The organism is Psychrobacter sp. (genome assembly GCF_041554015.1).
Lineage (GTDB): Bacteria > Pseudomonadota > Gammaproteobacteria > Pseudomonadales > Moraxellaceae > Psychrobacter.
In genome coordinates this window covers 1-23,509 of sequence record NZ_JBFFMS010000041.1, presented here as the reverse complement: position 1 = coordinate 23,509, position 23,509 = coordinate 1, and the positions used below count along the sequence as shown (strand labels likewise).

General features: G+C 44.0%; 15 protein-coding genes. 6 read left to right on the top strand and 9 right to left on the bottom strand.

Annotated elements, in window-relative coordinates:
* The 3 genes from ABYU67_RS10315 to ppsA all read right to left on the bottom strand — a co-directional run.
* The coding region (locus ABYU67_RS10315) for a 30S ribosomal protein S6 (protein WP_372844913.1) at nt 1-126 on the bottom strand (126 nt) is incomplete at its 3' end.
* A 291-nt stretch (nt 127-417) separates the two neighbouring features.
* Nucleotides 418-1,404: an RDD family protein gene (locus tag ABYU67_RS10310; RefSeq protein ID WP_372844911.1), complete on the bottom strand. Its 987-nt coding sequence runs from the start codon at nt 1,402-1,404 to the stop codon at nt 418-420.
* Nucleotides 1,405-1,571: 167 nt separating this feature from the next.
* Complete coding sequence (gene ppsA, locus ABYU67_RS10305) at nt 1,572-3,956, bottom strand: phosphoenolpyruvate synthase (RefSeq protein WP_372844910.1); 2,385 nt, start codon at nt 3,954-3,956, stop codon at nt 1,572-1,574.
* A 423-nt stretch (nt 3,957-4,379) separates the two neighbouring features.
* Here ppsA and ABYU67_RS10300 point away from each other — a divergent pair, with 423 nt between their 5' ends.
* Entirely contained in the window at nt 4,380-5,228 is an 849-nt protein-coding gene (locus tag ABYU67_RS10300) for a pyruvate, water dikinase regulatory protein (protein WP_372844909.1), read from the top strand.
* 194 nt (nt 5,229-5,422) lie between these two features.
* A complete protein-coding gene (sthA, locus tag ABYU67_RS10295) occupies nt 5,423-7,066 on the top strand; it encodes a Si-specific NAD(P)(+) transhydrogenase (RefSeq protein WP_372844908.1) in 1,644 nt (547 codons plus the stop codon).
* A 77-nt stretch (nt 7,067-7,143) separates the two neighbouring features.
* Here sthA and ABYU67_RS10290 read toward each other — a convergent pair whose 3' ends face one another.
* The 4 genes from ABYU67_RS10290 to ABYU67_RS10275 all read right to left on the bottom strand — a co-directional run bounded on the left by ABYU67_RS10290 (nt 7,144) and on the right by ABYU67_RS10275 (nt 12,658).
* Nucleotides 7,144-8,340 carry an ABC transporter permease gene (locus ABYU67_RS10290; protein WP_372844907.1) on the bottom strand — a complete coding sequence of 399 codons (1,197 nt, stop codon included), beginning with the start codon at nt 8,338-8,340 and terminating at the stop codon, nt 7,144-7,146.
* On the bottom strand, nt 8,340-9,629 hold the full coding sequence (locus ABYU67_RS10285; RefSeq protein ID WP_372844906.1) for an ABC transporter permease: 1,290 nt from the start codon (nt 9,627-9,629) through the stop codon (nt 8,340-8,342). The genes ABYU67_RS10290 and ABYU67_RS10285 overlap by 1 nt, the downstream gene beginning before the upstream one ends.
* Before the next feature lie 3 nt (nt 9,630-9,632).
* Nucleotides 9,633-10,892, bottom strand: a complete 1,260-nt coding sequence (locus ABYU67_RS10280; protein WP_372844905.1) for an HlyD family secretion protein — start codon at nt 10,890-10,892, stop codon at nt 9,633-9,635.
* A gap of 89 nt (nt 10,893-10,981) precedes the next feature.
* On the bottom strand, nt 10,982-12,658 hold the full coding sequence (locus ABYU67_RS10275) for a TolC family protein (RefSeq protein WP_372844904.1): 1,677 nt from the start codon (nt 12,656-12,658) through the stop codon (nt 10,982-10,984).
* A gap of 656 nt (nt 12,659-13,314) precedes the next feature.
* Here ABYU67_RS10275 and glpK point away from each other — a divergent pair.
* From glpK to ABYU67_RS10255, 4 genes are all read left to right on the top strand, one after another.
* Complete coding sequence (gene glpK / locus ABYU67_RS10270) at nt 13,315-14,925, top strand: glycerol kinase GlpK (protein ID WP_372844903.1); 1,611 nt, start codon at nt 13,315-13,317, stop codon at nt 14,923-14,925.
* A 477-nt stretch (nt 14,926-15,402) separates the two neighbouring features.
* Nucleotides 15,403-15,918, top strand: a complete 516-nt coding sequence (locus ABYU67_RS10265) for a hypothetical protein (RefSeq protein WP_372844912.1) — start codon at nt 15,403-15,405, stop codon at nt 15,916-15,918.
* A gap of 305 nt (nt 15,919-16,223) precedes the next feature.
* Nucleotides 16,224-17,249 (top strand): endonuclease/exonuclease/phosphatase family protein, encoded by a 1,026-nt coding sequence (locus tag ABYU67_RS10260; RefSeq protein WP_372844902.1) that lies wholly within the window; start codon nt 16,224-16,226, stop codon nt 17,247-17,249.
* 222 nt (nt 17,250-17,471) lie between these two features.
* The gene (locus ABYU67_RS10255) at nt 17,472-18,164 is read left to right on the top strand and encodes a TetR/AcrR family transcriptional regulator (protein WP_372844901.1); all 693 of its coding nucleotides are present in this window, start codon (nt 17,472-17,474) and stop codon (nt 18,162-18,164) included.
* Nucleotides 18,165-18,274: 110 nt separating this feature from the next.
* On the opposite strand, the gene ABYU67_RS10250 is transcribed toward ABYU67_RS10255, so the two are convergent.
* On the bottom strand, nt 18,275-19,060 hold the full coding sequence (locus tag ABYU67_RS10250) for a hypothetical protein (protein ID WP_372844900.1): 786 nt from the start codon (nt 19,058-19,060) through the stop codon (nt 18,275-18,277).
* A gap of 221 nt (nt 19,061-19,281) precedes the next feature.
* On the bottom strand, nt 19,282-23,509 hold a 4,228-nt coding region (locus ABYU67_RS10245; RefSeq protein WP_372844899.1), incomplete at its 5' end, for an SdrD B-like domain-containing protein.

Genomic DNA, 23,509 nt, shown 5'->3' with positions numbered 1-23,509 from the left:
CCAATCTTCTAGACGATGGATTGTGCCGTTGTTGTCTTGAACTAACTTGATATAGCGTTCAACCATGCCGACCACTTGGTCGCTTTGGTCTGGGTGTACAAGTAACACCAGTTCGTAATGTCGCATTATGACTCCTTACGGATTAGTAGCTATTAACCCTATGTTAATAGCAAGGAGATTTATAAGGTAAGCTCAAATCCTACCTATTATGATAACTAATTAACAGAAGAATAAGCTTAGTTTATAAAGCGCCGTATTATAACAGTAGTCGCTGATGAACACAAAGGTTAATCACCAAGCGGCTGTCAATAAAAATTATTAATCAAATCCCTCATCTCTTTACCAATAAAAAAGCAACGCTTTTGCGCCGCTTTTTATAATAATTATCAAAGAGAATATGAATAAGTAAAAACAAGCTTATTTTATTTTTGGCTCTTTTATCAATTGACTGCTATCTGCTTTGACCACCAAGGTTTTGGCTAACTTGTCATGCCAACCGATATTTTCAGGGCTTTTAGAGGCCATATAATAATGAATGGCGACAACAACAAAACCCAAAAAGCTGGTAAAAGAAAACAGTAAGTTATAAATGATAAATAACAAAAAGGTACGCATACCGATAAGTTTTAAAAATGAGGGCAAGCGATGGGTCGTTTGATCAACCACACGGATACCCGTAATCAGCTTCCCAAGAGATTGCCCACGTAAAGTGATGAACAACAACTGCAGGGCAAACAGACCAAAGACCATAACCTGAGACATCATCAAGGTGCTGCTAGGTAAGCTCTCCATCAATGTCACTGAGTATTGATAAGCGGCGTCCATATCTTGGATATTTTGGAATTTAGTATAGTCGATATCCATCTTGGTCAATGCCATGACAAGCGGAAAAATAGCCAATAAATACAGTAAAGCATTCAGGGCTGTTGCCAATATCCGTGACATGATAGGCGCCAGTACCACATTTCCCATGACTTTATCTTTCGCTGAAGCCGCTTTGGCTGCGCTCGACTTATTTAATGACACGTTGCTATTTGGCTTATAGTGACGATTGTTCGTCATATCTGCTTTGCTGTTTTTGGTGGTGTCCGTCGAACGTTCAGGCTTACCATATAGACGATCTAGAGATACCGATGGTTGATCCTTATTGGTATCTGCTGCCTCGTCTTCTGGGAAGACAGTCACATTATTGATGATAGAGTCGTTCACCTCAGGCGGCGTTACTTGAGTTGGCTGATAAAAGGCTTGATTGTTGGTCAAGTTGCCCACACGCTGCCACTGATCTAAGCCTTCATGCCAAACCAAGTCATCTAATAGCACTTCACCAGAGGTGAGCATAATATTGAGCTGATCCAACGTGTATGGACCAGCTTGTACGTTATTTCGAGCAAGGAAAATCTGCATAATTGCCTACATAGTTAGTCATATCTTAAGTCACTGTTTATAAAAACTGCTTTTCAGTCACTATTGGTTATACATTATATTAGGGTCTATTTGAAAAAATCAAATAGACCCTAATGATTGTATCTTAAATGACGGTATGAATTAACGTTGTGACGTCACGTTACGACTTACTTCGCTTCTTCACCGGCTAAGAAGAACCAAGTATCTAACACTGAGTCAGGATTTAATGACACTGAGTTGATACCTTGTTCCATAAGCCAGAAAGCAAGATCTGGATGGTCTGATGGACCTTGACCACAAATACCAATGTACTTGCCAGCTTTATTACACGCTTCGATCGCCATAGACAATAGCTTCTTAACCGCAGGATCACGCTCATCAAATAGGTGTGAGACAATACCTGAGTCACGGTCTAGACCAAGTGTTAACTGAGTCAAATCGTTAGAACCGATTGAGAAACCATCGAAGTGCTCTAGGAACTCATCTGCTAATAGGGCGTTGGTCGGTAGCTCACACATCATGATAACACGTAGACCGTTCTCACCACGTTTTAGGCCGTTTTTCGCTAGTAATTCGATGACTTCTTTGGCTTCGCCAACGGTACGTACGAATGGAATCATAATCTCGACGTTGGTCAGACCCATCTCGTCACGGACGCGTTTTAGTGCTTTACACTCAAGCTCGAAGCAATCACGGAAGTTGTCAGATACATAACGACTGGCACCGCGGAAACCAAGCATTGGGTTTTCTTCTGATGGCTCGTATAATTTACCACCAAGTAAGTTTGCATATTCGTTAGATTTAAAATCTGACATACGTACGATAACAGGTTGATCCATAAAGGCAACGGCCAGCGTTGAGATACCTTCAACCAATTTATCTACATAGAAATCCACCGGTGACGCATATCCTGCGATACGCTCATTGATCGCTTGGGCGATTTCACGTGGCAAGCTGTTCATGTTAAGTAGGGCTTTTGGATGCACACCAATCATACGGTTGATGATGAACTCTAAGCGCGCAAGACCGATACCTTCGTTTGGCATTTGGGTAAATGAGAAGGCGCGATCTGGGTTACCCACGTTCATCATCACTTTAAACGCAAGCTCTGGCATAGATTCAACAGAGTTGGTCTGTACTTCAAAATCAATCTGACCTTCATAAATAAAGCCAGTATCACCTTCAGCACAAGAAACGGTGACGTCTTGACCATCAACCAATAATTCGGTGGCGTTACCACAACCAACGATAGCTGGAACACCAAGCTCACGGGCGATAATAGCCGCGTGACAAGTACGACCACCACGGTTGGTGATAATCGCAGAAGCACGCTTCATGACGGGTTCCCAATCTGGATCGGTCATGTCTGATACTAAGACGTCGCCGTCTTGTACTTTATCCATCTCGTTTAGGTTGCTAACGATACGTACTTTACCAGCGCCGATGCGTTGACCGATTGAACGACCTTCACATAGGATTTTAGCATCGCCCGTATTAATGATATAGCGCTCCATAACATTGCTGTCTTGGCGGCTCTTAACGGTTTCTGGACGGGCTTGCACGATAAAGATTTCATTGGTATCACCGTCTTTTGCCCACTCGATATCCATCGCTTGACCATAATGCTTTTCGATGGTCATCGCTTGCTTGGCAAGAGAGTTTAGCTCTTCAGTCGATAAAGAGAACTGCATGCGATCTTCTTTTTCAACATCAATAATTTTTACCGATTTGGTGGTGCTACCTTCATCACCATAAATCATTTTCTTATGCTTGCTACCTAGGTTACGACGGATAATCGCAGGTTTACCGTTGGCAAGTAGTTGCTTAGATACATAGAATTCATCTGGGTTAACCGCGCCCTGTACAACCATCTCGCCCAAGCCGTAGCTTGAGGTGATAAAGACCACTTGATCAAAACCACTTTCGGTATCTAGGGTGAACATAACGCCCGCAGCGCCAGTTTCTGAGCGAACCATACGTTGAACAGCAGCAGATAGCGCAACACCTTCATGCTCAAAACCCTTATGCACACGGTAAGAGATAGCACGGTCATTATATAAAGAAGCAAATACTTCTTTGATAGCGATTAGAACGTTATCAATACCGCGAATGTTCAAGAAAGTTTCTTGTTGACCAGCAAATGAGGCATCTGGCAAATCTTCAGCAGTGGCAGAAGAACGCACAGCAACAGCGATATCTTCGCCGCCACTCATGGTTTCAAAGGACTGACGCACTTCTTGCTCAAGGTCACTTGGCAGCTTTTGCTCAATAATCCACGTACGGATTTTTTTGCCAGTTTCAGCAAGCTTGTTTACATCATTAACATCTAAGGTTTTAAGCTCGCTGTTAATTTTGTCAAGTAGACCTGTTTCTGTCAAAAAGCGGTTGAACGCGTTTGAAGTAGTAGCAAAGCCACCCGGAACGCTAACACCCAAATCAGATAGATGGCTGATCATTTCACCAAGCGAGGCATTCTTGCCACCAACCATCTCAATGTCGTCTTTTCCTAACTGATCTAGATTGATTACAAGTGCTGTAGATTGCGCTGCCATGATAACTCCAGAAAATAAGGTTATTTAGTAAAGATTATAATGGTCGATTATACTCCTATATTTTGAGAAATTCGATAGCTTGACGTAAAAAAATCATGAAAAAGCGACAAATTGTGAGATTTGCTACATATTTATTTAGATGATTGATAAATCTCGACATAATCACTGGGGATTTTACTGTCAGACAATCATAAAAAATCGATGTCAGTCTAAGGGTGGGCCTGTAACATTGATTACTATTGAGCGTCTATTATGCGTATAATATGAGGATGGAATTTGAGACGCATATGACCGCATTATGAAGCGCTAGATGCTAAAAATGAAAGGCTGCTACTGAGGTTTCAACCAAGGATTTAACAATAAGGTATCAACGTTATGTATGTAAATCATTCGTCACCACAACCCAATTCTACGATTCAAAATATGAAAGCATTAGAAGTTGATAACGCTCAAAACATAAGAACCGCTTTTTTTATCTCTGATGGTACGGCGATTACCGCAGAAACGCTTGGTCGAGCTATTTTAAGCCAATTTGCTTCAGTGCCCTTTGAGACGCGAGTATTGCCTTACGTGGACAACTTAGAACGTGCTGAAGATGCGGTGGTGCAAATCAATACCGCTTATCAGCGCGATGGTTTGCTACCATTGGTGTTTGATACCATTGTCAGCCCTGAGATTCGTGAGAAAATCAATTCGGCGCACAGTTGTAATTTGGATATGTATGAAGGTCTTATTGGTCGCGTAGCAGAAGAGACGGGCGTGGAGCCAGATGGGCACTCAGGTCATGCACATGATAACGTCGACTCTGAGACCTATAAAGAACGTATTGATGCGGTGCATTTTGCCTTAGATAACGATGATGGCGCGCGTACTCGTCATTATCATGCAGCCGATATTATTTTGATTGGGGTATCGCGCTCTGGTAAGACGCCAACTTCATTATATTTGGCACTCCAGTTCGGTATTCGCGCCGCCAATTATCCTTTGACCGAAGAAGATCTAAACGACAACCAGCTACCTAAAGCACTGCGTGAGCATAAAAATAAGCTATTTGGGCTAATTATCGATACCGATCGTTTGGTGAAAATCCGTCAAGAGCGCCGCGCGGGTAGTCGCTACTCAAGCTATCAGCAATGCCAGCAAGAGCAGCGTGCGATACAGGGGATATATACCTCGCAAGGGATTCCAAGTTTGGATGTGTCAGAGATGTCCGTTGAAGAAATTGCTACGCGCATCTTACAAATGACCGGTTTAAAGCGCCGTATTGGCTAGCGGTGATCAATCTCTATTTTTAACAATTGGCATTTTTTGATAATAATAGGTGCAGCTTCAGCTATATTGCAAAATAACGTTTCACCACGTATGGTGAACACACTTTAGCACCCTTGATGTTTTTATCTAAACATTTAAAGATAAGGGCGTCTACGAGCTAAAAAACAGATTCATCAATGAATAAAGAGGGCACGATGGGAAGTAAAACGATAGGCGACGCGACCAATGATACCGGTAAAGACACTAAAACTGAGGTGTCTAATAAGGAAAGTGGGCGTGTGCCAAACCCCGAGCATACTGAGGGTCAAAATAAGAAAGAGAAAATCGAGCAAACGCATGAGCAAGTGACCGAAGACATTATGCATCATCCAGATTTGGTCAATCCGTTAGATGACACACGTATCGATATAAAATCAGGTTTTACCAAAGACTCACAACGTCTAAAAAGTGACAAGCATGAGTTTGAATATGATGCAGTGGTACTGGGCGCAGGTCCTGCTGGTGAAGCGGCTGCCATGAAACTTGCCAAATCCGGCAAGAAGGTGGTGGTTATTGATCCGCGTGAGCAAGTAGGCGGTAACTGTACGCACGTTGGTACAATTCCAAGTAAGGCTTTGCGTCAATCGGTTTTTAACTTGATTAACTTTCGCCGTGACCAGATGTTTACCAAAGCGATGGACTATCATCAAGTGCCGCTAAATATCGTGCTTGCCAAAGCCCGTAAAGTCATTCTGCAACAGGTGCATACGCACACCAGATTCTATGAGCGTAACCAAATCGAGGTGATTCATGGTTGGGCAAATTTTATCGATAAAAATACCATACGGGTTGAGATTGATGAAAATACCTTTGAAATTATTACCTTTAATAAAGCCATTATTACGGTCGGTAGCCGCCCATATCGTCCTGATATTTTAGACTTTAATCATCCACGGGTGTTTGATTCTGATAAAATTCTCCAGATGGATTATGTGGTTAAGAAAATCATTATTTATGGCGCAGGCGTGATTGGCTGTGAGTATGCGTCTATCTTTACTGGTCTTGGTTATAAAGTGGATTTGATTAATAACCAAAACCAGCTGCTAAGCTATCTTGATAGTGAAATCAGCGACGCCATCGCCCATGATTTTCGTCAATTTGGGGTGGTTATCCGCAGCAATGAAGAGATTGACCATCTAGAAACGCATGATGACTGTGTGATTTTGCATCTTAAAAGTGGCAAGAAAATTAAGTCCGATGCCATTTTGTGGTCAAATGGTCGCTCGGGTAACACGGAAGGTTTAAACTTAGAGTGCCTAGGTCTAGAGGCCAATAGCCGTGGTCAGCTAAAAGTTGATGACACGTACTGTACCGATGTGAAAAATATCTATGCCGCGGGCGACGTTATCGGTTGGCCATCACTCGCCTCGGCGGCTTACGATCAAGGGCGCTGTGCCGCGGCCTTTATGGTGGGTGATAGTGATGCAGAGCCGGTATCAAGTGTGCCAACGGGTATTTATACCATTCCTGAGATTTCATGTATCGGTAAAACAGAGCAAGAACTAACCGATGCCAAAGTCCCTTATGAAGTCGGTCAGGCATTCTTTAAGCATCTTGCGCGTGCGCAAATTATCGGTGAGCGCTCGGGCGTTTTAAAAATCTTGTTCCACCGTGAGACGTTAGAGATTTTAGGGATTCACTGCTATGGCAATCATGCCTCTGAGATTATTCACATTGGGCAAGCTGTGATGAAATGTAATGCCACGCTTGAATACTTTGTCAATACCACCTTTAACTACCCAACAATGGCGGAAGCCTATCGCGTTGCGGCATTGAATGGTCTTAATCGGGTATTCTAGCCATTAAAGATGTAAAAGCCAGTCAATAAAAAAGCGTCTGTAATCATACAGGCGCTTTTTTTAAATCATTTTTTACCTTAATAAGCCCTTTTACGCGCTGAATTAACCCAGCGAAACAGCAAAAGTAGGATAAAGTAAAAAGCCCATAATCCTGCCAATGCATAAAATCCTGTTGCCACCTGCGCAATACTGGCACCCATCTGATTAAGCTGCACTGAGGTATTGATACCGGGTGTCGTGGGCAATAACCAACGAATCACTTGCAAGAATTCAGGAAGTTGATGGGCGGGCCACGGATAGCCGCTGACAAAAAACATCGGTAACGAGCTAAAAATCAGGATTTGCATACTGCGCTCACGTTGGCGGAACCAAAGCCCAAGCACGCAGCCAAGCGTGGCAACTGTCGGACAAAATAGCAGCAAAAATAACAAGCTGCCAAGCATATTTTGTCCGCGCGGATAGTCATGCAGCTCAAATGCCCAGCCATAATAAAAGCAGCCAATCACAAAGCTAAACAGACTTAGCGCGGCAATACGCCCAAGCCAGCCGCGAATATTGGTTCTATGTCGCCTCTGCTCATACCATGTGCCAATGAGCATCGCCGTTGACATCAACAGTGTTTGCTGCAAAATAAGAATGGACACCGCGGGCACCACGTACGCGCCATAACCTTCAGTTTGATTGTATAAAGGCATAATCTTTAACGGCACGGCTTGAGTATTAGCCGCAGCGGTCGCTAGATACGCCCCTTGCGCCACATTTTTCTTTACCTCAATACCTGCTGAGACGGTGCTAACCGCTTGTAAAAAGCCCATTTGTACGTTTTTATTTAATAGAAAATAGCCACCATTACCAAGCACACTGACGCTAGCAGCTTTGCCAGACAATACTTGCTGCTCAAGTCCGCTTGGAATAATCATATAGCCTGCGATGTCATCTGCCCATATGGCATCGATGGCTTGCTGCTCATTTAAAAAGCGCTTTGTATCTAGCAGCGGGCTAGCGCTGGCATAGCGAACGATGGTTTGCGACAAAGGGCTATTGTCTTTATCAACAATCCCAACAGGTACGTGATTGACCACTTCGGTCGAATAGGGCCAAGGATAAAAGAAACCATAAATAATCGGTGCAATCATCAGTAGTAGCAGCACCCCTTTATCAGAAAATACGTCTTTGATGGTCTGTAAAAAGCTGCCAAAGAAGCTTGGTGATGCTAGATTCTCTTCTGATAGCAATGTTGTAGCAGATAACTTATGATTTGATTCAGATGACATCAGCGTGCTCCCCAGCGTTCAGGATGCGCTAATGCGCGTTTGCTTAATAAAGCTGCTAAATAGAGGGCAATGAGCGTCGCTAACGTCAGCCCATAGACAATCGGTAAGGATATCATGACAGGCGCTTGCATCTGTAACTGGGCAATATGCAGCTTAAGATAATGAGTGAGTGGCAGCACATCCGACCAATGCTGGGCATTTTTACTGATAGCGACATAAGGAAACGTTACGCCAGCAAAGGCATAAGAAGGCGCTGAGATAAAACCCGTCGCTGATAAACCCATGCGCAATGAGAAGGAGCTTAAGGTAAATATGGCGCCAAGCCAAAAAGATAACATCATCAGTAATACAAGGCTGATATAGGTGACCATGAGCGCGATGGTAGCAATGGCTTGTTGCGGGGCTGCCAGCCACAATGCCAATACTGACCATAGGCTATAAGCCAATAGCGGCCAAAAGTATTTACCCAATAAAGCAGACATCAATACCGAAATACTTACGTTTGTTGGTGTTGATAATGGTCGGTTTGACACCTTATCTGCTGCGTTATATTGAAGTTCATTATTAGGCGGTAAGGTCAAATGAGCACGACTGCCATCAATAAAGCGATACCAGCGACCGATGCGCTTATCACGCAATTCACGACCGATCGTTGTAGCACCAATCACCATGGCCAAAATATGTAGTAGAGCAGGAATGACCGTCGATGCCAAAAATTGCTGATAATCGGTGGCAGCATTGAACAGGCTGATGCGCTGAATGCTAATAGGAGAGTAGGCAATCGCCGCTTGCGATGGTGCCATGCCTTGCTTGACCAAGCGCTTCATCTCAACGCCCGCTGATAAGGTACCGATGACAGACTGTACACTGGTTTGGATAATCCCAGAGTGAGTACCGTACTGGGCATTAACTTGCAAGATAATAGGAGCAGGCTTACTCGATGAGATATTACGAGAAAAGTCCTCAGGGATAATGACCACTGCATAAATATCACGTTGCAAGATAGCTGCTTTTGCAGCAGCTGGGGTGTGATATAACTGTTTTACCGTCAGGTTAGGATTGGCTTCCAAATACCGTACCGCCGTATTGGCAACAGGACCGTGATCATTGTCTATCACCCCTATAGGCAAATCTGTGATTTGTATTTGTGAAAATATCCACCAAATCAGCAGCACGGTAGTCAGCGGTATCCAAAGCACCATTGCCAAATCCCACGGATTTTTGGCCAAAAACCGTCGCTCGTAAGCCGCACTGCGTACAAAAGCATCCTTTAGCTTCGTCAGGCGCATGGCTTACTCTTGGTTCAGATTGACGGGGGCAGGATTAAGACGTACTACCACACTCATGCCTGAGCGAATACGTCTATCCGGCGTAGTTGGTCGGGCTTTGACCTCAAAGGTACGCACATCAAAACCATCGTTGTTATTGGTCGGCCGCCACGTGGCAAAGTCTGACAAGGTTGAGGTCGCATAAACAGTAAATTGCTTGGTATAAGGCTTTTCAGGTGAGGATAAAGCGGGAATTGTACCCATAAAGCGCTGACCAATCGCAAATTGATTTAAATACGTTTCGGTGACGTTTAACACCACCCATTGGTCGTTGGTATTGACTAAGGTTAGCAGGGGCACACCTTGACCAATGACCTCACCAGCATTGACGATGACATTATCCACGACACCTGAGATAGGGCTTTTCAAATTGGCTTCTTCTTTTGCGACCAATGCTTCCTCTAATTGCGCATCGACTTGGGCAACTTGTGCCGTCGCCGCTGATTTATCTTCGCTGCGCGCGCCTTCCATCGCTAGCTCATATTGTAGGCGTGCAGCTTCAGTTTGGTCTTGGGTTGCTAAATATTGCGCATAAGCTTCATCGCTTTTTTGTCGTGCCATCAGTCCTTCTTTATACAAACGATTGACGCGCTGATAGGTGTTTTCTGCCAAGTCAGAGGCTGCTTTATGCGCTTGCCAAGCCGCTTTTGCTTGAGCGATTTCTTGCGGGCGCGCCCCATTTTCAGCCTTGTCTAGCTGGCTTTGGGCCATTTGTTTACCGGCACGTGCTTGATTGATTTTTGCGTTAATCTCAGGCGAGTCCATCTCTATCAGTTGTTGTCCAACCGTTACCGCATCACCTTCTGTGACCAAAATATTTGCAATCCGTCCGGGTACTTTTGCCGCGATAGACGTTTGCTGCATTTGCATTTGCCCTTGAAGGGTGATGACTTGCGGCTCACTATGCTGATTGCTTTTATATAAACCATAAGCAATTGCGCCTAGGATTATCAAAATAACCAACGCCAAAATAGCCTTTTTAATCTTTGCTGATTTATCGTTTCTTACGGATTGGCGCTGATAGTTTGGCACTGTTTGCTCATGCTCATGCTCAGCGCTAGTGTCAGTGCTACCATCAATATCACTCTTGAACGCATCAGTATCACTTCCATCAACCGCAGAGTCATGGGGCATGGGCTTATTATTCATATGGGTTGATTCAGCCGCTGTGTTTGAGCCATCTAGTTTGCGCGAGTCGCCTGATTCGTTGTTAGATTCAGTCATGACAGTGAGATTCCTAAAGCAATAAAGTCGGTAATAAGCAAAATAAATCGTTTATCGTCTGATATGGTTAAGACGATAAATAGATGATGTTATTTGTCATATAAAGTGGGTAGCCGAATATCGGCGGCATTGAGATAGGCATTAAAGGCAAGGGGCGTACCGCAGCTCTGCATAAGGGCAGCAAGTGACTGAACATAGCTATAAGCCGCTTGCGCTTGCTCGGTACGTGCCTTTAGTGACTGCGTTTGCGCTTGGGCAACCTCGACTGGTGTATTCACGCCTTCCTGCAGTCCAAGCCTGCGTAAACGCAAGACCTCGGCTGCAAGCTCTACATTGCTCTGCAAGGCTTGATAGCGCGATTGGGCGTTATTGACATCATGCCAGTTTTTTTCGACCAGCAATAATAGATTGTCACTAACTTCAATCTCAGACAAGTCGGCTTGGCGTATTTTGGCGTTACTTGATGCCAGCGAGGCGGTTTTATCCAGACCACCCCATAGTTTCCAACTTGCTGATACGCCCGCGACCCAGCTTGGGTCTTTTTCGATTTGCCCGTAGCCATATAGCATCACAGTTGGTTTGTAACCCGTATCTGATAGCGCATGCAACTGCTGAGCCTGCGCGCGTTTTGCAGCGACTTTTTGTAGACCTGGATGATGGTTCAGCGCCAAATCTTGAAAGTAGTTAACGTCCGGTAAGGGGCGGCTTGAAACAAACAAAGGCGTACGAGGTTTGATACGATACTCAGTGCGCAGCAAACGCTGGAGCGCCATCATGGCAAGGCGCGCATCATTATTGGCATTGACGGACTCGCTTTTGGCATCAGCCAGTGCTGATTGCGCCTCCAAGCGATCAACTCGCGATATAAAGCCTTCTTCAAAAAGCCGCTGCGCCATATGGTCAGTCTGCTGTAAGGTATCATAGGCATCGTCGCGCAAGTAGGCGGCTATGATTGCCAATTGTGCCTTAAAATAACGCTCAATCAAGGTGTTATAAAGCTCATTTTTGTCCAATATACTGTCAGCGACTGCTTCTTGGGTACGAGCATTGGACGCGCCTGTCAAAGCGGCAGTACGTCCAGCAGTATAAATAGGCCATACTACCCCAAGACCTGCGCCCGCCGTAGAGCCTGAGCGTTTTAACTCATAGTTATCTGGGATACGCTCACCAACCAATTCACCAAAATTTGGTAAATCTGGAATGGGAGGGATAATATCACCAACACCAGTATTAATATCATTAACGATGCCGTTTTTCAGCGATGATAAATCAATGTCCGCATCCAAGTTGTAAGCAGTGGCTGAAACACGAGCGAATACGAGTGGATGATCGATGGTTTTAAGCGCATCTGTTTGATATTCGCTGGCGGCAATAGCCGCTTGATTGGCAGCGATTTTCGGTGAAACTTGCAGCAAGATATTCTGTGCCTGCTCAAGACTTAGAAGACTAGATACTTCTAATGGATAGCTGTTTTCTATGCTTTTATGGGTAATAGGATCAATAAGCGTGCCTACAGCAGATTTGTTCGCAACAGCTGCACTGTTAGAGGATGCCGTTTTAGAGGTGAGGTCTTGATTGATCCCCTCAAGCGCACTTGATGTAGGGTTTTGATTGTCAGCATCAACAATCTGTGTCACATTGACCGCTATTACCTCGTTTTGCGACTCACTCATGTGCTCATCAGCGCGTGCGGCAGTAGTCGCCGCTATGCCAAAGAGCGTCATCGTCATCATAGCAGCGGACAGAGTCGATAGAACAAATTTCATAGGTCACGTAAGCCATTAATTAAAATACAAGGTGCAAATCAACAGGTATTTAAAATCATATGCCGGACATAAACAGGATTGGTTATGCTGAGTATGTTTTATGCTAAAGACCATCTAAGCTAAATAACAGGCAGGATGCGTTGTCAGATAGACTAGATGGTCAAATATGATTCGATCTAATATCTGTTAGGGATAACAAAGCGTACACTTTAGTGCCACAATGGTGACGGGTCAATGCTCACTATTTGCTTATTGTGCATTGTAACAGCAAAGGGTTTATGGTAGTGCTTGGCAACGTAATAAATAATAGCATTATTTATTAAACAGCGGATATAGGCTAATAACTTGTTTTTTCTCTGATTTTATCTATCTTATAAGCTTAAGTTTTTTGTAAGTGCCGTTTATTAAATGAATAGCACTATCTATATTGAACTATATTGAATGTTAGATTTTATAAATTTATTATGAATAAATAATGATATGGTCTATGCCAAATAAAAGATACCTTGTATAGCAATGCGGAGTTGGTGTAAATTTTTCTGGCATGCTATGCCTGTATCGATAGAGGCTGGATAACATTTATCCCAGTTTCGCTATATTGTTTTAATATTGAATGACTATATTAGACGCGAATAAGACCAGATGAGATATGAGCCATGGCAGGATATGTTTTAGCATTAGATCAAGGAACCACATCGAGTCGAGCGATATTGTACGATGATCATGCGCGCCCAATCAAAATGGTACAGCAGCCAACGGTTCTAAAAACGCCGCAAGCTGGTTTTGTGGAGCAAGATGCCCAGCAAATCTGGCAGACGCAAATCAGCTGTGCCCATGACGTTATCAATCAGGCAGGGCTACTTGCCATCGATGTTGGCAGTATCGCCATTACCAATCAGCGCGAGTCTATTGTCATGTGGGATAAGCTAACGGGCAAGCCGCTTGCGCCAGCCATTATTTGGCAAGATAGGCGTACGGCAAGCTACTGTCAAGCGCTTGCTGCTAAGAGCTTAACAGACACGCCGCAAGGTGTTACGAGTAGCCATGATGACCAAAGCAATATGGCAAGCGAAGTACGACGTATTACTGGTTTGCGTTTAGATCCATACTTTAGCGCCAGTAAAATCGCTTGGCTACTAGAGCAAAATCCCAAATTGAGCGTACGTGCTAGTAAGGGTGAGGTAGCAGTTGGTACGATAGACAGTTGGCTAATATATAAGCTTACAGGTGGTGAGCATGTCATTGACGTGACCAATGCTTGTCGTACCTTGTTATATGATATCCATAAGCTGGCATGGTCAGAGGAATTGTGCGCCCGATTTGGTATCCCTATGAATATTTTACCCAAGGTTTTGCCATCGGATGGTGACTTTGGTAAAACCAAAAAAGGGTTGTTTGCCAAGCAAATTCCTATACATGCGGTATTGGGCGATCAGCAAGCAGCACTTTTCGGTCAAGGTTGTCTCAAAGCAGGCATGGCAAAAAACACTTATGGCACAGGCTGTTTTATGCTGATGAATATCGGGCAACAGCCGCTGCTCAGTGAACATAAGCTGCTTACGACCATTGCATGGCAACGAAAATCAGCACCAACTCGTCCGGACGGTCTCTCGTTTGAGCAAATCGTGCAATCTGGCAAACGTATGCTACAGCCGCCCAACAGGGAAGTGACGTATGCCCTAGAAGGCAGTGTATTCATGGCTGGTGCAATCGTTCAATGGCTACGGGATAATCTGGGTATGTTCCAAAAAAGCGGTGAAGTTGAGGACTTGGCAAAGCAGGTTGAGAGCAGCGAAGAGGTAGTATTGCTGCCAGCTTTTACAGGGCTTGGAGCCCCTTATTGGCGCTCAGATATCAGTGCCAGTATCACTGGTATGAGCCGCGGGACGACCAAAGCGCATATTGCGCGAGCAGCGCTCGAGGCTGTTGCTTATCAGACCTATGATGTGCTCATTGCTATGCAAAAAGACAGCCCGCAGCCACTGACTGAGCTTAGGGTAGATGGTGGCGCTGCAAACAACGATTTATTGATGCAGTTCCAAGCAGATTTACTAGGCGTACCGGTACTGCGCCCACGAGACACAGAGATTACCGCTAAGGGAGCTGCGTTACTTGCTGGTATAAAAACAGGTTTATATGATGATGCCACGATGCACGCGTCATGGCAGGTAGACCGCGTTTTTGAGCCAAGTATGTCTGCCGATGTACGTGAACAACACCTGAATAAATGGCAACGGGCGATTAGTAGGGCATTACTGCCTATGTGATGACAATTTCATAGAGTACTAATATCTCCTGATTTGAATGGTCAGTGTTGATTTAGCGGTACTTAATTTATGACCAGTTAACGTAAACACTTATGGCAAATGATAAAACTTAGATCTAGATACAGACAGTAACGTAAGGTCATCCTAACTTTGACACAGTTAACATATTCAACCTATTTATGAGCGCTATCACTTCATATACTTTACTGGAGTTGATAAACAAGCAATCCGTTTTAAGCGGCTTTTTCACATCATAGCCATATGATAAAAAGCAGATTGATAATAAACAGAATATCTAATAAATTAATTAAGGATGATCTTATGAATAACAATATAACAGACCCAAATAACCGTGTGGTTGCTGATGACTATCTTGAAGTAGGCGATAGAGAGCGTATTATCGATGATAACGAGCGCCGATTAACGGGCAATGATCACACAATCAATAATACTGTGATTAGACATGAAAATGACAATATGATAGATGATCATGATGCAATCGATCGTAGTGATGTCAAACATATGTCAAAAGAAGCACGAAGCGACTTAAATGCTGATCCAATCACGGGTGAGCCAGGCTCGCATCCGGTCGGCACAGGTCTTGGTGGTCTTGGTGGTGCAGCAGCAGGTGCGGCTATTGGTACCATGGCAGGTCCTTTAGGGACACTGATTGGTGGCGCTATTGGGGCTATCGTTGGTGGCGGTGCAGGTCATGCGGCAGCTGAGGCGATTGACCCAACCCGCGAAGAGGCTTACTGGCGTGCAGAATATGCCAATGCTGATTATTATCGAGAAGGTCATGATTTTGACCGTGACCTACATCCAGCTTATGCCGTCGGTTATGCCAACCGCGCGCGTTACCCTGCTGATGCTCGATTTGAAGATCATGAAGCAGATTTAGAGCGCTCATGGAATGAAGTAAAAGGCGAGTCACGTATGGAATGGAATGATGCGCGTCGAGCATCTCGTGACGCATGGAATCGTATTTCTTAACATTTCTTTCTTGATACCTTCTTATTTTTTTAATAAGGTTTAAGTAATATTAATAGTCTATATATTCTAAGCAAACACGACTAAAGCTTGCTGTTATATTACTAGGCTTAGTGCGATTGTAGACAGTTGTTGTTAACAAACACAATAATTCGAATTTATGCTATTTTAGAGCCTCCAAAGATTTCTTTGGAGGCTTTTTTGCTGTATATTAATATGTATGAATATATAATATGCCTCATTATCTAAATTAATTAGCTTGTAAATAACAGTGAGACCCCATAGTTAAAAATAACAAGAGGCAGTTTATGTCCAGTAATAATGAAAATAGTCATAAGCAGTTTTATATAGCAACTGCTAACTTGCTCAATTTTGCCAATCCCAATCGTTTATATTATCCAAATGCACCTGTTTACAGTAATCGCGAATACGAACATAAGTTACAAGGTATCACGGATTTATTATCAAAGGCACATGCTGATATCATTGCGGTCCAAGAAGTCTGGGATAGCGAGGCACTTGAAGCATTGGCAGTATTATTGGGCTTTAAGCCTGAGCATGTCGTTATACCGCTGGCAAGTAATGATAGCGCCAATCCCTATACGCAAGGTAGCGGGGCGCAAAATACGCCCGCTGTTGGTATTATTAGTCGGTTTACGCATTTAGAGACTAAATTGCTAGAAGAGATTGCCCCAAAAGCGGTTATTGATATCCCAGATATTGGTCCTTATCAGCGCTTTAATCGTCCGCCCCTTATGCTGCGTGTGGATGCATTTGGTCAGCCGATAACGATTATTACCGCTCATCTAAAGAGTAAACGTGCTTTTTTCTTACGTGATGAGGCGGGTAATTTGTTAGAAGATATGGATGACCCAAGCATCCGTATTCGTGCCAAGTTGCGTAGTTTGTGCATGCGTGCAGCAGAAGCCGCTTCCATTAGGCTTTTTATCATAGACAGATTGCAGCATACCCGTGAGCCCCTGATTTTACTTGGGGATATGAATGATGTGACTGAAAGTGTGACCACTCAGCTGATGACTGAGACTGGCGAGGTCAATTATGACAAGAGTATGCGAGACGTTGCTCTGTTTGATGCGGCTCGTATCCAAGGCCGTTATGGTTGGATGAAAGATGTGGCATACACGCATATCTATCAAGGTATGCCAGAAGTGATTGATCAGTTATTTGTGTCCGAAGAATTTTTACCTGATAGTAAGTTTTCGCTCGGTCAGGTTGAACGGGTTGACTACTTTAATGATCATTTAAAGTGGGATTACGCAGATAGAGTGATCGACCATGGTATTATAAGAGCGAAAATAAAGCTGCACAATTAGCACGATTTTATAATTAATGACTGAATTTTTTTTAAGCTATGCTTGTTCCTTGCTTGATAGTGTACAAGCGTTTATTATGCCTCTTCGTTGAGTGTAGTAGCGGTGTTATCAATCCATATAGGCTTGGTAGACATGGTCTTTCGATTAAAGGTGCATACTATCCGATGAACACTATATTTCTAAATATTTTTAAAGATGTGACATAACATTAAGAGATTTATCATGATTGAAAATAAAGACGACAAAATTGAAGATGTACTGGTGGATTCAGAACTGGCAAAAAAGCTGGTGCCGAATAAGTTTAAATTTACCAGTCAGCAAGGGCGCGCCCGTCGTCAAAAATTGTTGATGGGTGCCAAAAAATTGAGTGAAACTCAATCTATTAATGATATTACGCTTGCTGCGGTCTGCGAAGAAGCAGGTATTCCACGGGCGTCTGCTTATCATTTCTTCCCGAATATTGAAGCCATATTTTTGGCGCTGCGTTTTTTAAATGCTATTGATATCTTAGACGTACTAAGAACCGTTGAGACGGTTAAGTATGATAGATGGCAGGGATATCTGACAGCGATGATTGATCGCTGCGTACAGATTTTTGATGAAGATCAAACCAAAGCCAAGCTGATTTATGATACCAATACCCCTGATTTTGAAGGGGACAGTTTTGGTGAGCATATGGATCACCAAGTAGTCAAATTGGTCTATGATCGTTTGGCTGAGCGCTATGAAGTGCCTAAGTTTGAAGATATCCAAGATGTGCTATTGATTACCTTTAGTATCGTGAATGCGATCTTTACGGTTTCTTATCGTCGTCATGAGCGTATTACTGATAAGTATCTGCAAGAGGCAAATACGGCGTCTATCGCTTATCTGCGTTGTTACTTACCAGAGAAGCTACCACGTAAAAACCGCTAGTCAGTTTTTGTAGACTGATAGCATAAAAAAATCCGACATTCATGTGCCGGATTTTTTTTGCTAAATTTTTATGAGTGAGCTTGATAAAGTAATAATAGTGATTGATGTCTCTATATTTGATCAAGCGTCGGCAATACTTGTCCATTACAGCGATCATCATTTGCATCGAAAGGCGAGTATTGCTCATAATAACGTACAATAAGCGCTTCTAATGCCACGCTTGCTTTTGAGTCATGAGTATTGACGAAAGCCTCGCGCGCTTGTTCAAGCCAGCGGTCTGCCATGCGAAACTGGCTGCCTGCTTGGCGCGAATTATGTTCACACTGATCAGTTGCCGCCCAGATTAACGCCACTTCACTAAATGCGATCTCACGGGGTGCACTTATGATACCGCCGCTGTCTTTGAGAGCACTTAGCGTTGCCCATAAATCAGGGCGCATAAGAGCTGATGACGCAGATATATCTTGGATAAGAACGAGATCGTTTTCTGAACCATTTTTTAATGCTTGTAAAATAACTTCTGCAGATTTTGCCGCTTCTAATCCGGCAGGTGAGCGACTATACATGCTGTCTTTATGGATGGCATAATTGAGCCATGCTTGGGCTTTATAAGCAAAATACTGTTGCTGCGCCGTTTTGTCTTTTTGCTGATAATGCTGTAACTGTGCTAACATACAGCTCATCGCACGCTGCTGTGTATTCTGGTTTTTGTGCGTCGCTTCTAAATCCTGACTTTGGCAGTAATCTGAGGTGTTTGCAGTCGTGGCATTTACCCTGTTTTGATGAACGGTAGCTGTGTTTGATACGCATGAGGTCATTGATAATAGCAAAACAGCTGAAAACGCAGCACATATTGGATTTTTATAAGTAGCTACTTTAATAGTAGAGTAAAGCATAACGCGAAAACCTTTTAGTAAATAGGAAGCTGATAAGTGTCGGTGCTGGCAATATTGAGACTGATTTTATCGCTTATCAAATGCTATAGTCAATTTACTTTAAATATATCGCTCTATTGGAATAAGGGTTCATCATCTTTATGCTGCTGTGATGCGTATAAATCAGGACAGAGGATTCCAGAAAAGCGTCAATTAAGAGGATGAGTTTTTAATTGACTGTCCTAAAATATAGCGGTTACAGGTACTGCACGCTCATTTTTACGATTGTCTTCACGTTTAAATAGGTCTTCATCAAATTTGAAGCGTAATCTAAAGTATGCACCCTCGATGGTGGTATCGTCATAAGCGATGTCTTCATCTTCAAAGCCCATGAAATTATAACCAAGTGATAACCATAAATTGTTCATTGGGCTATAGCTAATTTCTGCGCCCACTAGATAAGCCAAATCATTGGCTTGCTTATTCCAGTAAGTCCCTGCTTGTAAACCAATATCCCAGCGCTCGCTAATATCATATAAGCCGCGAGCGTACACAGCATGAGCAGTATTGTCACTGATGATACCTTGAGCATCGTATTCGGTATATTTACCGGCATAATGACCTGATAGCGTCAATGGACGCGTTGGATGATAGTTACCGCTCCATGACCATACAATGGCATCCTTTTTATAAGGGTCATCACCAGTTGCATTATCGTCTAAGCGATATTCAAGCTTGGCCAGCATATCAAGCTGATTGCTATCGTAATCACGGAAGGCTGCGCCTAGCTGAAAGCGATTGATAGCACGATGGCCATCATCGTAATCAACCTTTGAATAGATATCTTTGGCTAATAAAGTAACTTCATCATTATAACGATAAGCAACGCCTGCGCTAGCGAGCAGCGTATCACTAGTTTCGCCCCAGCGTTTTTCTAGGCGACCTGATACTTTGTAATTTTCGTTCGCTAAATACTCAACGCCAAAACCTGCTGCAGTTGCAGTGCTGTCTTTGTCACCTTCTAACGATTCGACACGCTCAAGTAAAGTATTAAGGGTCAAACCTTTTTGCACATACCATTTATTCTTTAAACCAATAGCCGCTTCAGCTTCGCGGGCGCTGATTGCATCACGCATGCGGTATTCGCTATAGACTTTACCATCTTTCATATAAGTGGCATCAAAGCCGATAACAGTACGTTGGCGCTCTTCAGAATCGTCTAAACCGTAGCTGCCAGACAAGCTATTGATTAAATCATGACGGGCGTATAAACGACCTAGGTTGCCAAGCGCCGTTTCGCCGCCTATAGAAGTGGCATTGCGCGAGCTGTGTTCAATATCTTGCTCGTATTCGGCAAATACCAATGAGTTGTTCAGCTTGGGCAAACGCGTGGTGAGACGGGCGCGGGCAGTAGTGCCCTCGATGTCTTTTTCAGCACTACTTACACCATTAAGCGCTGATTGATTAATAATGTCGTCATTAAAGATGGTATCGTTAGTAATATCTAAGACATCGGTTGCCGCTTGGGTATTGCGTGAGGCGGCAGTGGCATCTTGCTTATAGTAACGTACGCCAATCTCGCCAACGATGTTTTGACTCAAACGCTGCTCAATACTGGCTTGTAGGCCTTGACGACTGGCCTCGGTAGTATGGTCTTTTGTATGTACACCTTCCAATTTAAGCGCAGTTTTTTTGTCGTTTAACGTATGAGTGACTTCGATGCCAGATTCAGTGCGTCCAGCGGTTTGCGGCGAAGCACCGGTAACGAAGCCTTCGTCGGTGTCATTATAATAGGCTTTGGCACGCGTGTTTTTCTTATCGTCATAGTCAAGCTCGATGCGCAGTGCATCGCCTTCAGTATCTTTACCGTCTAGCTCTTTGGCATTAATCTGATCGCTTGGCTGCGAGTTTGGATTTTCTGCTTTATTTTTGGCATATTCTGCGACCAGCTTTAGCTTATCGTTAAATTTGACCACCGTATTGACGCTGGCAAGTTCTTCTTTATTTAGTGGGTCGTCACTATTAATATAGCTGCCACCGATGGCGATTTTATCCGTCACTTGCTGCTTGGCGGCGATACCGCCAACCCAATATTTCTCGCCGCCTTTGTCGACTTCGACCGTCACGCGCAAGTAGATAGGATTGCCATCGATATCTTGGCTGGCAATCGGTGACTTTAGATATAAGCTACGGCTGATAGGGTCGATTTCATAATCAGCAAAACGCGTCAAGGTCTCACGGCGCACGATACGCCCCGGGTTATTGGCGTCACGGGTGATGACTTCGATGGTTTCTGAGTTTTCTAATACCGCGTCGAAATCATTGGCAAGCGGGTAGGGACCTGAAATACCAAGTCCACGAGTTTCGTTAACGCGCTGTGAAGTACTGGTTTCAGCGGCAAACGCGGTGATGCGAGTGTTACTATCTTCAAACTGCGCTTTTAAACCCGTTAAATTACGGTTGTATTGACCAAGTTTGATACCTTCGTCGTTATCAATTTGGGTTTTTAAATCGCCATACATGGCAAATGAGCGACCTTTGTCGAGGCGCACATAAAGCTTGCTGGTTGACTGCGCATCGAAACCCTTGGCTGAAGAATCGCCATAAACAGGATAGTATTCACCCGGCTCGATATCACGGAATAGGCGTTCGCCTTTTTTATCGCTATCATAAGCTAGTGTCAGTAGATAATCACCGCGCACCTTACCTTTTAAGAACATCGCCGCGCGACCCATTGCTGAATAGTTATCATTGCCAGCGATTTCACGCAGTTCTTGCTCAAAGGCACCTTGGGCATCAGTAATATTGCTGCCATCGAAGTTTTTAAGCGAAATAGCACCTTCGACGATACCAACAGCGATAAGAGGGCGCAGCTGAGCGGTGAACTGTAGCGGAATCACTTGTTTGCTGCTGCCCGTGTTAATCACTAGCTCACCTTTACCCGGTACGCTTGGAGCGGTGATGGGTATCAGTAGCTCGCCGCCAGAGACGGTGACTTGAGTGCCAGCTTGATCCTTACTGCTATCGCTAAGATTGATACGACCGATATTGGTGTCAATTGTAATCGGCGTTGAGGCGATATAAGGGCGACCGTCACGGTCTTTTAGGCTAATCACTACTTGATATTCGCTGATGCCGTCTGCGGCGACCAATTGTTTTTGCGTGCGATAATCAATGGCTTGCAAGCTATCGGGTGTCAAAACCTTGATAGTTTGCTCAGAGATGACTTTACCATTAATGTCAGTCGCGACACCGCGTAAGGTGTTAGTGCCACGTTGTAAATCGACGGCATAATAATCAAACGCCGTCACCTTTTGCTTTTCTTGCTCAGCGGTTTTACCGATTTGCTCTGCTGATACGGCTTTGCCATTGGTATATAGGGTAAAGTTAGAACCTAGTGGCGCTTGTACTTGCACCATTTGCTTGTAGGTGCTGAGCTGCTGACCTTCGCTAAGATTAATAAAGGCAACGTCATTGTTAGAAACTTCTTTTAAGTATTCTTCAAGCTCTTTTTCTATCGGAGGAGCAATCGTTTTCACTGCCATATCGACACGATTGGCAGTTGGCTTGACCATTTCGTTGACGATGGCGGAGTCGCACTGTATGCCGGCATCTAGGACATCGTTAGATTTACAACCGCTTGCATCGACATTGTCTTTATTGTCGCGGTTATAATCAGGCTCTAACACCAGCTCGGTTTTTACCGCTTGTTCTAAACTATCATTTTTAGCGCTGACAGATTTGCTGCGCGCGACCAGCTCTGCGTTTAGGCGCTCAGTGCTATCGCCCATCCCGCCAACGATAGCAAAGTCTGCACGATGTAGCTCGCCATATTTTAAATCAACGAAACGGCTACCCGCATCGCCAGCATTGCGGTTGCTTTGAGTAACCATTTCGGTGGCGTTAGGAATGGTGGTGCGGTCAACTTTTAGGACGTGAGTTTTTGCGCTGACGCCGTAGAAGTTATATTTACCTTCAGGATCGGTGACGACGAAGTTGCCGTTTTCCATATAGATGCGCACGCCTGCAACGCCAAGCTCGCCATCTTCTTTTTGTTGAATGCCGTCACGGTTGATATCGTGGTAAACCTTCCCAATGATGATGCCGTCAGTGTTCATGACACCGCGCTCAACCTCAATCTTCCATTGGGCTTCTCGTGATACGAGGCTCTGACCTTGCTCAGTAGTAGCAATGGCGGTAGCACGGTTGATGCCGTCACCGCCTAATGCCGATGAACCAATAAGGACGCGATAAGTAATGTCTTTCGTTTCGCCTGCATTCATATTACCTAAACTTAAAACTTGGTATTTGCCGTCCGTTTCAAACTCAGTCGTTTGGGCTTTATCAATACGTACGCTGCTATCCACATAGGCAAAACCACGTGGTAGGGCGTCTTTTAGTTGCACATCATAAGCGGTAGAGTTGCCACTATTGGTGATATTAATGGTGTAGCTAACATAATCACCAAAT

Bases quoted from the DNA above. Each gene is read 5' to 3' on its own strand.
- ABYU67_RS10280 (WP_372844905.1), bottom strand. From the start codon at position 10,892: ATGACTGAATCTAACAACGAATCAGGCGACTCGCGCAAACTAGATGGC.
- ppsA (WP_372844910.1), bottom strand. From the start codon at position 3,956: ATGGCAGCGCAATCTACAGCACTTGTAATCAATCTAGATCAGTTAGGA.
- sthA (WP_372844908.1), top strand. From the start codon at position 5,423: ATGGGAAGTAAAACGATAGGCGACGCGACCAATGATACCGGTAAAGAC.
- glpK (WP_372844903.1), top strand. From the start codon at position 13,315: ATGGCAGGATATGTTTTAGCATTAGATCAAGGAACCACATCGAGTCGA.
- ABYU67_RS10250 (WP_372844900.1), bottom strand. From the start codon at position 19,060: ATGCTTTACTCTACTATTAAAGTAGCTACTTATAAAAATCCAATATGT.
- ABYU67_RS10300 (WP_372844909.1), top strand. From the start codon at position 4,380: ATGAAAGCATTAGAAGTTGATAACGCTCAAAACATAAGAACCGCTTTT.
- ABYU67_RS10260 (WP_372844902.1), top strand. From the start codon at position 16,224: ATGTCCAGTAATAATGAAAATAGTCATAAGCAGTTTTATATAGCAACT.
- ABYU67_RS10290 (WP_372844907.1), bottom strand. From the start codon at position 8,340: ATGTCATCTGAATCAAATCATAAGTTATCTGCTACAACATTGCTATCA.
- ABYU67_RS10310 (WP_372844911.1), bottom strand. From the start codon at position 1,404: ATGCAGATTTTCCTTGCTCGAAATAACGTACAAGCTGGTCCATACACG.
- ABYU67_RS10275 (WP_372844904.1), bottom strand. From the start codon at position 12,658: ATGAAATTTGTTCTATCGACTCTGTCCGCTGCTATGATGACGATGACG.
- ABYU67_RS10265 (WP_372844912.1), top strand. From the start codon at position 15,403: ATGATAGATGATCATGATGCAATCGATCGTAGTGATGTCAAACATATG.
- ABYU67_RS10255 (WP_372844901.1), top strand. From the start codon at position 17,472: ATGATTGAAAATAAAGACGACAAAATTGAAGATGTACTGGTGGATTCA.
- ABYU67_RS10285 (WP_372844906.1), bottom strand. From the start codon at position 9,629: ATGCGCCTGACGAAGCTAAAGGATGCTTTTGTACGCAGTGCGGCTTAC.